Origin of the sequence: Paenibacillus sp. FSL R7-0333 (genome assembly GCF_038000365.1) — a bacterium.
Taxonomy (GTDB): domain Bacteria; phylum Bacillota; class Bacilli; order Paenibacillales; family Paenibacillaceae; genus Paenibacillus_AQ; species Paenibacillus_AQ silagei.
Genome location: NZ_JBBOBZ010000001.1, coordinates 3,724,711 through 3,739,037, shown reverse-complemented (window position 1 = coordinate 3,739,037; position 14,327 = coordinate 3,724,711). Strand labels below are relative to the sequence as shown.

Here is a 14,327-nt window from a genome sequence, read left to right as displayed (position 1 = left end):
TTTTCTGGCAAAATACTTGCTGAGGCAACTATGGTTGAGACTATTAATAGCATATTCTATTTCTAAGGAGAGTTGTAAGATGGAACTATCAGCAGAAGAAACAGGGGTTTTCGACGCCAAGTATAGAGCATTAACCATTGGAATTATTCTTGCTGTAACTACCGTTGCGTTTGAAGGTTTAGCAGTGGTTACAATTGCTCCAAGCCTGGCACAGAAATTGAACGGGCTGCATTTATACGGCTGGATATTCAGCTCTTTTCTGTTGGCACAAATCCTGGGAACGATGATCATAGGAGCGCGGATTAGCAAAAACGGCGTATTTGCATCGTTTGGCCTATCCATACTATTTTTTGTGATCGGCATCGTGATTGCGGCTACTTCCGTGAATATGCTTACCCTAATTATAGGGAGAGTTTTTCAAGGCTTTGGTGGAGGTGCTATCATTACATGTGTGTATTACAGCATTACTGTAGGTTATCCCGATAAGCTGAGAACGAGAATACTTGCTTTGTTTTCCGGCGCATATATTTTACCTGCATTAATTGGCCCTTATATTGCCGGGCTTATAGCGGAGCATATCTCCTGGAGAGTTGTTTTTTGGCTGGTGCTTCCCTTCATTGGTTTGGCCGTCTTGCTGACGCTTCCCGCTTTCCGAAAATTTACAGGTAGAGTGAATACACCGTCCAAGAATAACCGAAAAGAAGGCTTTGCAGTACTACTGACTATTGGAGCGGGAATGTTGCTGGCTGGGCTGGGCTTTATAACCGATTGGAAAGGCATGGTGCTGTCGGCAGCAGGCTTGCTTATCATGATTCAGCCCTTGCGGAAGCTGCTGCCAGAGGGCACCTTAAGTGCCAGAAGAGGTTTGCCGGCTACGATTGCTTCCAGAGGATTCTTTGTGGCCAGTTATAATGCGACCGAGAGCTATGTTGTCCTGGCTTTGACAGATGTGAAAAAGCTTCCTGCGGATATGGCGGGATTAATTGTAGCCGCAGGTGCATTAAGCTGGTCAGCGGCAGCCTGGATCCAGTCCAAGTTAGATGCCAAGGATCATGGGACGGGACGGAAGAAGCGGGTAACCGTTGGTATTGGATTTATGATTATTGGAGTGGCTGCGGTCATTCTCGCTGTTGGCCTTCCCGAAGGAGGGATCGCATTTGCAGTGATTTCACAGCTTTTCACTGGCTTCGGCATCGGTTTGGCACATCCTACGACCGGAGCGATTGCACTGCAGCATACCACAACAGGTGAGGAAGGAGAGATAGCCGCCAGCCTTCAGTTTACAGATGCATTTAGTCCGGGGTTAAGCATTGGAATCGGCGGAGGCCTTATCGCCGTCAGTCAATCACTGGATTTGGGGTTGTTGACTGGGATTATATTGGCTCTGTCTCTTCAATTGTTTTTCGTTCTTTTAAGTTTTATGCTTTCCTTCCGTATTAAGCAGGCGAAGGGCTTCTTCTAACAGAAAGATTAACAAACTCCAGATCGATATAAGTATTTCTTATAAAAATACCTGAAAGAAATACGGCGCATCATCGCAGCCGATTCAATGATCATCTTCGGATTCCATGGAGAGCAGTTTACTCCTTCCGGTGGCGTGGACTCCTTCATTACCAGTGTCGAACAGCTGCGGCATGGATTGGACATCTTTCCTGTAGACTGAGATAATACAATGGAATCCATCTAAGGTGGTGTATGCAGATGCCGGCAACCTGGACATTTCATGCAAGCAGAATCAGAGTATCCCCTACTGTTAACTAATCATTTACAGGGGGAATCTAGAACCGCCCGGCCACCCTTCATGAAGGAGGCTGGGTGTGTTTTCCGAAAGGACACAACTATGAACCTGTCAGAACTAACCCAACATACTGCATCCCGCCTAAGTCCAATGCGACTGATCCCATGGGCATGTAGATGACCGGGAATTAGCCTGATCTCTACTCCTATAATCAGACGGCGACGTTGCCCTGGAATCCACCGGGGGGAGTCGCCGTTTTTGTTAGGGTGTGTAGCTCATAGTGTGCCCTGGCTCCTCGATATGCACCATCACCCGCACCAAATAATCCTCCGGATGCTTTATAACGATCTCATCCAGCAGGAATTCCTCGTAAGCATCTCTTTTAATAACATAAGTTCAAAACCTTCACAAGCAGGAAACCTAACCCGGATAGCAGGACCGATCCGATCAAGCCGGCTCCGAAGGCCTTGAGGCCCATGCGTCTAAAAGCAGCTAAATCTACGTTCAGGCCGAGGCCCGCCATAGCCATTGCAATGAGGAAGTACGCAGCAAGTATAAGCTTATCCGTGATTGCTTCAGGGATGATCTGCAGAGTATTGACGGTGCTCATTAGCAGGAACCCCAGGATGAACCACGGAACTGGTATAGATTTCAGACGGGATCGTCCGGTCTCCAGGTTTGCCTGCCGCTCCTTGCGGTTGGCCCAGATTCCGATGATTACAGCGATCGGCACCAGCATGGTGACACGTGTTAATTTGACGATGACTGCCAGATCAACCGCCTGCTTGCCGGCCGGCCCAGTTGCTGCAATGACATGAGCAATTTCGTGGAGCGTTGCGCCTGAGAAGATGCCGTAGCCCAGTGGAGTCAGGTTAATGAAAGGGTAGAGAAGGGTATACATCAGTGTGAAAATGGTGCCCAAGATCGCAACGGTTGCCGCGCTGATCGCCGTTTCCTCGTCACTTGCTTTGAGCTGCGGAGCGATGGCTACTACCGCTGCCGCTCCGCAGATCGCCGTGCCGCAGGCCGTCAGCAGTCCCAGTCTGTTTTCTACCTTGAACAGTCTCGCAAGCACAAGCACCGTACAGAATGTGAACCCAATACAAACCAAGGCGATCAGCAGTACCTTGGGGCCAGCCTGAAGGATATCCTTCAGGCTAAGCCGCATGCCCAGCAAAATGATGCCATACCGCAGGAGCTTTTTGGAGGTAAAGGAGATGCCGGGTGTTAAATAACTTGGAACGCCTAGCGTTGCTCTCCAGATCATTCCGAGCAGGATGGCTATTACTAATTGCCCCATAATGCTCAGGAAGGGGAAGATAGATACGTATTTGGCGAACAGGGCCAGCATTAGAGGCAAAGCGATACCGAGCGCAAACCCCAGTTTTTTCTTTTCCTCCATGTGTACCGCGAGTTGTGGATTCATCGAAGTCACGTCCAATAGGTTGGATTTAGTTCCTTTAAACACTATATTCAGTTATGATTGATTAGGGAAATACGGATTTTAAATGTATATCATAATAAATTGTTATCTTAAAGGTGGTGCGCGATCGATCATGCTTGAATCCCTGGTAGTCTATGTAACGGTTGTGGAGCAGCGGAACTTTTCCAGGGCGGCAGAGCTTCTGCATCTGTCACAGCCTGGAGTCAGTCTGCAGATCCGTAATCTGGAGAAGGAACTCGGCGTAAGGCTCATGAACCGTTCGCCCAAATGGGTGAAGTTGACGGAAGCGGGGGAGCTGTTCTATAGACGCGCGAAGGAAATGCTGAATCTCTATGAGTCCGTGAAGCTGGATCTGGCCCGGCTGCATGATACCGTCAGCGGAAGCTTACATATCGGGGCAAGCTTTACGATTGGCGAATATGTGTTGCCCCGGCTGTTCTCATCCTTCGCCAAGCAATATCCCGATGTGGACATGGGGATGACGATTGCGAATTCATCAGAGATTGCGTCTGCCTTGCGGGAGAATAAGATTGAAGTGGGGCTGATCGAAGGAAGTATCGAGGCGGCAGATCTGCAGGTTGTTCATTTTATGAAAGACGAACTGATCATCGTTGCTGCTGAGAATCACCCGCTCTCACGAACGGGCGTGGTGGAGATCAACGTACTGCAGGATCAGATATGGGTGCTTCGTGAGGGCGGCTCGGGGACGCGTTCGTTCAGTAATCATTTTTTGGAACAAGCGGGCTTAAGAGTGATGCGCTCCTATGAGATCAACAGCAGTCAGGGCGTGAAGGAGGCCGTAGCTGCCGGACTGGGGATTTCTATTCTCTCGAAGTGGGTGGTCCGCAGGGAGATCGAGACCGGTAAGCTCATAGAAATTCCTGTGCAAGGCCTGAGCCTTGAAAGAGACTTCTCGATTGTGCGGCTGACCGGTCATGTTCCCAGCAGAGCGAATGAGGTGTTCGTGGAGAGATTGGTGAAGCTGGATAGTACATTTGCCTGAACCAGAATAGTGACGAGGTCATTTAATGGTCTGGTATACGAGGCCTATGGCACCAGAATCAAACGTCTTATTTTCGATAAGCTTCAGATTAGTCTTCTCCTGGATACCTTGGAATAACGGTAAGCCGCTGCCGATCAGGACGGGGGAGACCGTGATTATATACTCATCGATTAAGCCAAGCTGCATAAGAGTGTGTGCGAACCGGGGACTGCCGAGAATGACGATATCCTCGCCTGGCTGCTCTTTGAGACGCTGGATCTCTTCCTCGACGTCCTCTTTGACCAGTCTGGAATTATTCCATTCAACGTTCTCCAGGGTTGTGGAAAAGACCACTTTGGCTGTCTTCTCAATCCATTCCGCATGATCCCGTTCGTGCTGCGAAGCGGAGGGATCTGCTGGGACGGAGGGCCAATAACTATGCATCATTTGATATGTACCACGACCCCAAATGACCGTGTCCGCAGTACTCAGAATTCCCCTCGCGTGGCTCTCCAGATCAGCATCATAGGCAACCCAGCTAATATCCATTGGGCCGTTCGGGCCTTCTACAAAACCGTCAAGCGAAGCGTGCAGGAATAGAACGAGTTTTCTCATATTCGTTGATCCTCCGATATTCAATTTGGTTATTAGGCTTAGTATAACTCATTATGTTTTGAATATTAAAGATTTAAGGATTGATTATGGAAGAGACAACACTAAAGATAGGATTCTAGATTGAACTTGGCTAGGAGTATTACAATATTTGGTATGATCATAATGAATGATGAGCTTGTGTAAGCTGAACATGATCTTGCAGTGTCATAATAATGCTTGTCAGTATAATTAATGATACAATTGTTATCTATGTTTATTAGATAAGGATTTATGTCCGCGGGTAGATGAGACAGTTGATGCGTTATTGGGATGGAAGCGATAAATACAACGTAGTATGTAAACCGTCAAAATCCTGTCAGAGGACGATTAGTACATGATTTAATTATACGATTGAGTCGCGGTTCACTTTTAAATAAGTACTTCTTCACAAAACCCGTATTTTGTACATATGTATAAGACGATCTCTTGTTATTGGCCTACATGTCTGTGTTGTTTGTTTGATTGACACAAAGTCCCCTTATTAACTCTTTCCAAGGGAAAATCTTTGGAGTTTGGTACTACACAATCTAATTACCTCTGTGATATCGAGATTACCGAGCTCTTGCATCAACATTTTGTGCTGAAGGGCGTATGCTTTTAAAGTTCTCGTACTGAATTCTTGAATACGCTTGTCAGCTTCATATAACCTCCACAACTTACTTAATTGCATAACAAAACCTCCCATTAGAAGCGATTAAATCTAGTTTGCTTCTAAGGAGAGGTTTTAATAATCAACTGGTGCGTGTTGAACTAGCGTTCTCCGTTAGCGCAATGACTTGGAAATACCAATTGAGTAGCGTTCCCACCTTCGCGAACCTTCATGGGCTTTAATCTTCTCTTTCTCGACTAATCCACAATTACTAAGTTTTCATAATTTGAGCCATCGCCGATGTTATCAGCGGACAACCATTCAAAATAGCTTAATCCTAGTTTATTTGCGATAAAATAAGCTGGCGGCTCTTCACCAACATATTTCACTAAATCAAAAGCTTTTTCCACGTCTTCAATTGAATTACCCTGCTTCATAATTAATTCTCTAAGTAGAACCATATCAAGCTCATCTTTCTCAATAATTAGTTCATCAGTCCAATCGCACTTATATGTAGATATGATTTCATCCTTCTCAAAAATGGATAGTTCCCATCCGTGATCTTCCATATATGAATAATGAACTAATAAGCCTGTATTTAATGATACAATCGATTTACGGATACCAAATGCCGGTCCCTTAACAATAAAAGTCACCCAACCATTAGACTCAGGGAAAATAAATCCTTTATTGTTTGAAGCTCTAATTAATTCAACGACTTTTTGCTGATCGCTTGTCTGCAAATGATAACTTGCACTAAATTCGCTCATCATTAAGCTCCTATTGAGTTTTTTATAGCGTACCACCACGTTCTCTTTTAATCAAAACATTGGAAGTAGCCATTATGTACAGTATTCGCGAAATCATTATGCTATCCTGCCCGTTAGCTTAATGAAACACTGGAAGTCTAATACTTTATTTTCTTTTGACAGTTTGCTGTTTCATTAGCCATCCCCCATGGTTGGTGTTTGCAGAGAATGGGAGAATATGCAACTTATTTATGTTTTCAAATGTTAAAAGAGACGAGACATTGTGCCGCCTCCATTACATATGTTCACTTTGCTGTCTGTATACAACGTTATCCCATAAAAAACTCAAACAAATCTTCATCAGTCCGCAAAATTCTGGACTCCTCCACACCCAGCTCCACTGCCAAATCCACGGAAGCAGCGGCCAGTACTGCCGAATTCGCCTTCACATCGAAGGCTGCTTCAATAAGTGAATGATAACGGCTGTAAGTCTGGTTAATCCGGGTAATGATCTCCAGATATGCCTGATCGACTTTTGCCAGTATGGAATCTGTGTAAGCATCAAGCATACACTTTAATTCCTGCTCCCTTGCCTCAAGCTTCCCCTTGGCGAAACCCCACACCAGGTTAGCTGTTACTGTTCCGATAATGGAACCCAGCACCGGAACCGGAATCAGCATCTGGCCGATAGCTCCCCCTGTTGCCGCAATGCCCGCTTCGATACAGAGTACCTGTCCTTGTGTAACAAATTCGTCCATGGAGATTTGCTCCTGCTCTAGATCAGCCATCAAGGAAGACAATCCCATCATGGCACTCGCGACTGCTCCGGCGAATGGAGCAGAGAGTGACGTCAGATTGGTCAGTGCATAAATCGTTCCGGCCGTAACGCCTGCCTTCGCTCCTGCCTTCGCTCCATCAAGCCCGATCTCCTGCCAATCCTCCTGTTCAAACTCCTGAAGCTTCTTCCCCTCCTTCACCTTACGGTAAATGGCGGTAACTGCGGATAAGGAAGCAGAAACAACAGCAGCCGTACCCGCTGCTTTGACTCCTTCCCTGATGGAAGGCGACTTTTGCGCTTCAATCTGCTTCACTTTTTCTTTCCCGTCCTGACGGATGTCTTTTTGGATACGCCGATTTTCATCCACAAGCTGGTCCTGAACCTTGGTGACCGTCTCGCCTGCTTTACCCAGCTGGACTTCACTATATTCCGAGATAGAAGGCTTAACTACATTCTGGAAGCTCCGGCCGGTACGCTGTTCAAGTTCCTCCACCTTCTTAAGAATGGCCCGGACAGATTTCTCGTTTAAGCCTGCCGGCATACTGCCGGAGCGGATAGTCTGAATAATCTCGTATTGATCCTTCGGAATCGAGTAGTTCATCGATAAATTTTCATATTTATCAAAATGCTCCAGCACATGCTTGAGTGTATTATTGGTACCGTTGATAAACTTCGACTGGACCTTAACGCCTTTTAGAATAAAGTCCTCCGGCGCTGTTCTTCCAACCCCTTCAAAGGTAGCTACCTCCGGGTTGCCGTGCAATGCTGCCCGGGCATTGCGCACATGCACTTCCATTTGTTCCGCCACTTCTCCATGCTTCGTCTGCCCGGACCCCAAGATATTATCCGGCTTTGCAAGGAACTGGCGCATTTTTTGCATATGACCCAAGGCATTTTCAAAAAAAGACTCTTGTTCTCCCTGAGCTGCCAGCACATCTCTGACAGTCTGATCAATATTACGGGCCGCAGCTTCATGTTTCCAGTCATTAAATGCGCCAATACCGACAGCAGTTATCTGGTTCTTCCATACCTGTGAAGCCATCTTATTTGCCAACTTCCTTCATGAACAACGCTGACAGGCTTTCTGTATTATTAATGATCGCCCGCAGGATATCCCGTTGGTCCTGGGTGAACTCGGTAAAGGACCGGATCGATCTGGCAGTACCGGTAAAGGTCATCAGACTCTGTTCCAGACCGATTGCCAGCTTCTGCGTGGATTCCTTCAAGTGTACAATCTCAGCATCAGTAGCCTCCAGCACCCTAGTGGCTTTAACAATCTCCACCCGCTCTTTATCCGCTTTGATCGCTGCATCCTTGTTCTTCTTGCTGGCAAGGAAACCGCCGGCTGCAAGACTCACAGCGCCAATGCCCCAGCCGACCGGTCCTGCCAAGGCAAGAAGGGCACTGCCGCCTGCCATACCACCGCCGCCCGCGGCAAGTGCACCGCCGCCCAACCAGGCTAGAGCCGCATTAGTTGCTGCTGCTCCCGTCAGTCCGGAGATAGCAGCGCCTGTTGAAGCTGTGCCGAAGGTAGTCGCAATTGCCATCGCTGCCGTCGGTGCTAGTGCTGCTGTTGCTACACCAGCTGCTACGCCTGCTGCCGCGCCACCTCCGGCCAGCTTAATCATTGTTTTTTCATCATAGGAAATTTCACTTAACGCCTTAAAGCTGGCCAGATTAACACGAACCTGCTCAATGCTTTTGGCAAACTCCTTTGGCGTGTTGGCAAGTGTATTAATATAAGCCTCCACTTTTTTAATAACATCGGTGCCGTAAGTGCGAACATTATGTAATTTGATTGCATTTCCTTTTACCTTTTCAGAAGAAACCTCATATTTGCGCAGTGCCGATTTCAGATTCTCGATAGCTTCCTTCTTTAAAGAGCTGTTTAGCATGATAGATTACTCCTTTTTTTATATTAATCTGGGTCTTTTTACATAGTAATATATTTCATCCTGATCGTCTGTCGTATATTGTCGGGAGAATATCATTGTATTCATGGCGTTAGACCTATCTCTGTTTTCTTGCTAAATGCAAGTTTCAATCCCCCACCGCATGTTATAGATGGACCTGAGTTCATCGGGTGGGAAATCTGCTTCAGACAGATTCGTAATAACGGTCTCATAAGCGCCACCTGGCAGGACGAACCGAACTACCCGAAAAGATATGGGGTAGTACAGTTGCTCCTTCAGATCTAAGAAATCAAAGGTAGACGTAGAAGGGACGAACTTGTACATTTCGGGATGAGCTTTGACCTCTTTGGTTTGTTTTTTAGTAAGCACCCGATGAATCTCCTGATCAAACGAACCGCTATTGGGCAAACGCAAGCCCGAGAGAATACCACTGGAGGCCAGATCTTTTACTCGAATGACATAGTTCCACCCCTTGCGTTCAATATGCGCGAAATTGTTGTAACTTTCATAACCTCGATCGGCAATGACAATCGTTTTTCCCTCGATGGAGGAACGGTCAACCATATCCCCTAGCGCTTTTCTCTCATTACTTAATCTCCGTGATTGAACAATCGCATCCACGTAAAGTCTGTTGCAAAGGTCATAGGTGGCGTTTAAATGGAGCAGATTATAGCCTCTTGCTTCCGATTGACTTTGAAAATAGGTGTCAGTATCCGCAGGGTCAGTGGCAAAATGCAAATCCGAACCGTCAATGGCGAGTAACCGATACCCTCGGTAGTTCTTGAGATCCGTATAGGATTGCGTAAATTTTTGAAACAAATACGCCAATGCAGACGGCAAGATTTTATTTCTCTGTTGGACAAAAGCAGAAGAAGTGGCTGTGTTTTTCTCTTATTTTCACACAAAAAAGCAGGCTATCTTTTCGATAACCTGCTTTTTTGTTGATCTTTGGTCCTGCGCCTTAACTTAATGACATTGACCAATTAGCGGCCTTTTTTCTAAGAGTTACTAACCTCAGTTGCCATTTTCATCGTCTGGACCATGTGATATTCCTTCTTCACAATCTCTTCGAGTTTTACGATAGCTTGATCATGAACACGATTATTAGATGCGATCATTTTAATAACTGTCGTTCTATAAATTTCCCATAAATGACTTAGTTCCACGCTTTGTTCTGCTAACTTCTTATAGAGATTTGTATGGGACGATTGATCTTCTAGTAACTTAAAAAGCCTGTTATTCTTCTTATGATTCTGTGCAAAAGAACTGCTTCTCAAGGCAAATATGCTGGTATCATTCAAATGACCTACAAGTTCTTCGAATTCCTCTACATAATCGGTCAACGCTTGTAGTCCCAACTGATAATGAAGACCATATTGCTCAAGAAAAACGACTTTATCATCCAATAGATTGCTTCTGAGTTCTGAGATAAACGAGTCCTGTACTGAAAATTCATGGTTAAAATTCCTGATCGATCCTTCATGCACAGAAACCATTATGAATCTGACTTTTTTGCCGCTTGTCATTAGATATTGGGTAGATTCCATAATGACTTCAAGTGGAGTTTGATAATCGTGCATTCGCCCTGGAGATAAGCAATCTTCAATTACTGTGTATGCCCCCCCACTCGCGCATTTCCCATGAATAAAGGTCGGATGGATAAAATGTATTTTACCGGATTCTCTTCCACTGGAATAAAAAAAGCGATCCACATCGAGAAAGACATATTTCTTCTTGTCTAAAGCGCTTTGAATCATCTCATCCAGCAAAGGTATATCCGATTGCTCAAGAAGCTGATCCTCAAAGCGAAGATAATGATAGAGCTGTTCCGTGTCATATTGAACCTTCGGCAGCATTAATCCTTGATGAAGCAAGCTTTCAAAATTGTCTTCGGGGAATGTCTGGTTGATGAGTTTTTTCCAGTACTGCGTTTTAAAAGTCAGCGGCAACTTCTCGAACGATGAATGATGACTAATGAGAATCGACATCAAGTTATTATTGACACAATCAAGCCATATGTCATTATAAGGCAAAATCCGATGGTTAGGTGTCACATGGTCAACTCCCTATGATGAACTCACTTATTAGGTTGATAGCCAGCTCACATCATTTAACGTACCGTCAGGGCGAAGCATAACTTCCTTGGGAAGAGCATGAGACAGAAAATGAACATTGCCGCAGGTTAAGCCATAGGCCCCCATATGGGGAAACGCGATCCAATCCCCCGGCTCTAGAGGGGGGAGCATGACGCTGACTTGCAGCACATCTGCGGGAGTGCACAATTTACCGCAAACATTGTAGGAGATTCGGCCTTCTCCTTCACCGGATTCGAATAGCTTGCGCTCCCCCGCCTTCCAAAGCTGAAGAGGCAGAGGCTGCTTGAAGCTTCGTCCCATCAGGCTGGAAAAAGCCTTATGGTGGGTTCCCCCATCGACAATGGCGAAGGCTTTGCCTTTGGAGAGCTTGGTGTACAGCACTCTGACCGCATAAATCCCCATAGTTGCGGCAATTCGTCGCCCTGATTCTACGAATACCATTTCCAATTCCAAATCCCGGTTGCGCTCTAACTCCTCGGCAAGATACGCCCCGAAAGCTTCGACAGGAAACGGCTCATCGCCTTCAAACATGGGAACGCCGAAACCGCCGCCGAGCCCTAAGCATCGAAGCTGCAGGCCGAATTGGTTACGCACCTGCCGAGTGAGACCGAACATCATCGGAACACTCTCCCGATAAAAGTCGAGGTGAAAATTTTGCGTGCCCTGATACGTATGCAATCCGATCAGCTCTAGCCCTTCAAGGGTAATGGCGGTTTGCACCGCTTCATTAATTTCACTGTCGTCGATGCCAAACTGGGAGGCAAGTCCGACCGATGACATACGCGAGCCTTTAGCTCCAGTAGACAAATTGACCCTTAACATAACGGGAGCGGCAATACCATGCGCAACAGCTTCATCGTGAATGACGAATAGCTCCGGGATGGACTCCGCATTAATCGCGTAGATCCCATGGCGAAGCACATGATGAATCTCGTCCGCGCTTTTGCCCGGTCCGGTAAACACGATGCTGTTCGGATTTACCCCGTTAGAGCGGGCAATCTCATATTCCCCAACCGATGCGACTTCGATCGGCGAACCCCAGCCGTTTATGAGACGGCATACCTCCGGATTGGGGTTGACTTTCATGGAATAATATAGCGTCACATCCTTGGGTAAAGCGTCCCGCAGCGAAAAATAATCTGAGCCCAGCCTTCCCTCATCATATACATAAACGGGTGATCCAAACGGCAGGGCTGCTTCCAGCCAAAAGGGTTGGCCCACTTCCTGCTGATTAGACAGTCGTTGTGAACCCATAGTCATATGACAGCTCCCCTCCATTCCATGATTGCTTCCTCCAGCCCTTGACGGGCAAGCTTCTCAGCTTCATCGTCCACACCCCAGCTCAGAGCCGAGACCCTGCAAGGCCGGATACGGTCTGCCGGTTCCCCATCCTGATGGAACCCATACACGAATGCCCCACCTTGTTCGGCAGAGATCCTTATCGAGGTCACCTTTTCGGCAAATTCTGCAAATGTGGCTCCAGGGTGGAGCTTGAAATCATAGGATTGAGTCTCCATTCTAGGAAACCCGCGTTCAAGCAAGTGCTTGCGGATCTTCAGCAAATACGTGACCATGGTCAGACGGGCGTTGAGTTCAATAACCGGTATTAAAGTTCCGTCTTCATCCAGTATGGAGTCTACCCCGATGAAACCCTCGTAGCCCCGGGAATGTAAAGATTTCCCCAGCTGTTGCAGTTGTTCGGTATAAGCTATGATCAAGGGTTCAGGCAGATCCGGGTTCAGAAGGCTCCCCCTGTACACTCCTGCATCCGTAATCCTCTGCTCGGTCATAGCCAGGATCTCGCAATCGGTTCCCCCCAGCCAGAGTTGTGCCGTCAGATGGCGCTCGACCTGATGCCAGCGTTCCACCGTCACAACCGGTTGCCCGCCTCCCCGAGAAATCTGCCTCTGTAAATATCCGAGCAGCGTCTCCAAATCCGCGCCCCGATGGATATGGAACAGCGCTTTACCGGAAGAACCGTAAGCGGTTTTTACAACCAGCCGGGCTCCAGGATGCCGTCCCTCCAACTCGGCGCAAGAACGGCGGATCGCGTCAAGCCCCTCGCATATCCTACCGTCGCTGACTGGAAAGCCGATTTCTTCGCATAATTTACGCGTTGCGATCTTGCTGTTCAGTTCCACGGACAATCGGGCTGGCGGGCCGATCCAGCTCCCTCCGCTTTCCTTGAGAAACTGCTCCTCCTGCTCGTCCATCAAGTAAGGAACAGCAATCCGGCTGCGAAACTCACCCGTATATTCAGACCGTGCGCCAATCGCGATTGAGGGTATGGCTATCTTCTCTTCTTCCAAATAAGATAGGAATTCAGGATCCGGAGCTTCTTTCAGGAGAACAAGATCATCCCGGTCAGCCAAATAAATTTGGTAGAGATCCATTTGCGATACGAGCCGATCTCCGGACGCATTGTTAATATGGGGTAAGCGAATCTCTTGAGCGGCTTTTCCTTGTTCCCAATTAATATTGGAGTACCAGAGCTTCGGTGCGCGCGTTCCGGTCAGATGCTCCACATAAGGTGCGTTATTCATGTTCCCGTCACCTCCACTTTCTCCAGCTTGAGATCGGACTCCAGCCCTTTAAGCCAGCCTAGCTCCGACTTTAAGATTTGAAAGGGTATGGCTCCGAACCATTCCAGAGATACCGGGGCTCGGGTAGGGTCCAATATAAGGCGCTTCATTATGGCTTGGCAGTCCATTTCTCCATCGGCCAAGGGTACGATACCTCTGCGGCTGCCGCTCGGAGAATATATATTGTTAGGAGAGAATACTTCGAGCCATTGCCGGGATTCCACATTCTTCAGATGGATATTGACAACCCATGGCTTCAAGCGTTCGTAGGCGGCAAGGGGATCAGCGCCCGACTCCCAAATGTGCAGAAAGTCCAAATTCAGCTTCAAGGCAGGGTGGCCGGTTTGCCTGAGCAGTTGAAGCGTGGAATCTAAGCCGTCGGCAGCGGTTCCCGGATGAGTCTCAACCACTGTATAGACCCCTTCCCTCTCTGCTACGGCGCAAAGGATATTTAGACGTTCGGTGCAAAGCTCCCAGTCCTTCTCATCAAGAGATTGACTGCTCAGGCTTCCGGCGAAAATCCTCAGCTTATCTGTGTGGAACGCTTTGGCTGCCTGTACGGTTTCCTGCCATTCCTTAAGCAGAACGTCCATTGGGATATTCCCCATGAGAGGGATATAATCGCTCAGCATGTTGATTTTGAGCCCGTAGCTGAACATTTCGTCCAGCATACCTCCCAGCTCCTGTCCCCGTTGGTGAAGCAAAGCCTTGGCATGCACGCCCCACAGTTCTATACCGTTGAAGCCCGCATCATGAGCATAACGGAGCAGCTCCCGGAAGGATACCAGCTCGTGTCGAAAAG

Annotated in this window: 11 protein-coding genes and 1 pseudogene; 2 read left to right on the top strand and 10 right to left on the bottom strand. The window is 47.4% G+C overall.

All coding sequences use genetic code 11. The features are described 5' to 3' along the window. Positions 1-79: 79 nt before the first annotated feature. Positions 80-1,462 (top strand): MFS transporter, encoded by a 1,383-nt coding sequence (locus tag MKY86_RS15505; protein ID WP_076074970.1) that lies wholly within the window; start codon positions 80-82, stop codon positions 1,460-1,462. Positions 1,463-2,120: 658 nt separating this feature from the next. On the opposite strand, the gene MKY86_RS15500 is transcribed toward MKY86_RS15505, so the two are convergent. Then, complete coding sequence (locus tag MKY86_RS15500) at positions 2,121-3,164, bottom strand: YeiH family protein (protein WP_076074972.1); 1,044 nt, start codon at positions 3,162-3,164, stop codon at positions 2,121-2,123. Positions 3,165-3,291: 127 nt separating this feature from the next. Between MKY86_RS15500 and MKY86_RS15495 the strand changes: the two genes are divergently transcribed. Beyond that, the gene (locus MKY86_RS15495) at positions 3,292-4,185 is read left to right on the top strand and encodes a LysR family transcriptional regulator (protein WP_076075722.1); all 894 of its coding nucleotides are present in this window, start codon (positions 3,292-3,294) and stop codon (positions 4,183-4,185) included. 18 nt (positions 4,186-4,203) lie between these two features. Here the strand turns inward: MKY86_RS15495 and MKY86_RS15490 are convergent, their stop codons facing one another. The 9 genes and pseudogenes from MKY86_RS15490 to MKY86_RS15450 all read right to left on the bottom strand — a co-directional run bounded on the left by MKY86_RS15490 (position 4,204) and on the right by MKY86_RS15450 (position 14,295). Further along, the gene (locus MKY86_RS15490; protein ID WP_076074975.1) at positions 4,204-4,779 is read right to left on the bottom strand and encodes a dihydrofolate reductase family protein; all 576 of its coding nucleotides are present in this window, start codon (positions 4,777-4,779) and stop codon (positions 4,204-4,206) included. 885 nt (positions 4,780-5,664) lie between these two features. Next, a complete protein-coding gene (locus MKY86_RS15485) occupies positions 5,665-6,177 on the bottom strand; it encodes a hypothetical protein (RefSeq protein ID WP_076074977.1) in 513 nt (170 codons plus the stop codon). A 308-nt stretch (positions 6,178-6,485) separates the two neighbouring features. Then, on the bottom strand, positions 6,486-7,976 hold the full coding sequence (locus tag MKY86_RS15480; protein ID WP_076074980.1) for a hypothetical protein: 1,491 nt from the start codon (positions 7,974-7,976) through the stop codon (positions 6,486-6,488). Between the two features lies 1 nt (position 7,977). Further along, positions 7,978-8,829 carry a hypothetical protein gene (locus MKY86_RS15475; RefSeq protein ID WP_076074982.1) on the bottom strand — a complete coding sequence of 284 codons (852 nt, stop codon included), beginning with the start codon at positions 8,827-8,829 and terminating at the stop codon, positions 7,978-7,980. A 132-nt stretch (positions 8,830-8,961) separates the two neighbouring features. Beyond that, positions 8,962-9,720: pseudogene (locus tag MKY86_RS15470) on the bottom strand (IS4 family transposase); the annotation flags it as partial. A 125-nt stretch (positions 9,721-9,845) separates the two neighbouring features. After that, positions 9,846-10,901, bottom strand: coding sequence for a hypothetical protein (locus MKY86_RS15465; RefSeq protein ID WP_076074988.1), 1,056 nt, complete (start codon positions 10,899-10,901; stop codon positions 9,846-9,848). Between the two features lie 30 nt (positions 10,902-10,931). Further along, the gene (locus tag MKY86_RS15460) at positions 10,932-12,203 is read right to left on the bottom strand and encodes a hypothetical protein (protein WP_076074990.1); all 1,272 of its coding nucleotides are present in this window, start codon (positions 12,201-12,203) and stop codon (positions 10,932-10,934) included. Beyond that, on the bottom strand, positions 12,200-13,486 hold the full coding sequence (locus tag MKY86_RS15455) for an ATP-grasp domain-containing protein (RefSeq protein ID WP_076075007.1): 1,287 nt from the start codon (positions 13,484-13,486) through the stop codon (positions 12,200-12,202). The genes MKY86_RS15460 and MKY86_RS15455 overlap by 4 nt, the downstream gene beginning before the upstream one ends. After that, positions 13,483-14,295: a sugar phosphate isomerase/epimerase family protein gene (locus MKY86_RS15450; RefSeq protein WP_340827830.1), complete on the bottom strand. Its 813-nt coding sequence runs from the start codon at positions 14,293-14,295 to the stop codon at positions 13,483-13,485. The genes MKY86_RS15455 and MKY86_RS15450 overlap by 4 nt, the downstream gene beginning before the upstream one ends. Positions 14,296-14,327: the final 32 nt, after the last annotated feature.

Coding starts and splice junctions, on each gene's coding strand:
- MKY86_RS15505 (WP_076074970.1), top strand. CDS start 80: ATGGAACTATCAGCAGAAGAAACAGGGGTTTTCGACGCCAAGTATAGA.
- MKY86_RS15500 (WP_076074972.1), bottom strand. CDS start 3,164: ATGAATCCACAACTCGCGGTACACATGGAGGAAAAGAAAAAACTGGGG.
- MKY86_RS15490 (WP_076074975.1), bottom strand. CDS start 4,779: ATGAGAAAACTCGTTCTATTCCTGCACGCTTCGCTTGACGGTTTTGTA.
- MKY86_RS15485 (WP_076074977.1), bottom strand. CDS start 6,177: ATGAGCGAATTTAGTGCAAGTTATCATTTGCAGACAAGCGATCAGCAA.
- MKY86_RS15480 (WP_076074980.1), bottom strand. CDS start 7,976: ATGGCTTCACAGGTATGGAAGAACCAGATAACTGCTGTCGGTATTGGC.
- MKY86_RS15475 (WP_076074982.1), bottom strand. CDS start 8,829: ATGCTAAACAGCTCTTTAAAGAAGGAAGCTATCGAGAATCTGAAATCG.
- MKY86_RS15460 (WP_076074990.1), bottom strand. CDS start 12,203: ATGACTATGGGTTCACAACGACTGTCTAATCAGCAGGAAGTGGGCCAA.
- MKY86_RS15455 (WP_076075007.1), bottom strand. CDS start 13,486: ATGAATAACGCACCTTATGTGGAGCATCTGACCGGAACGCGCGCACCG.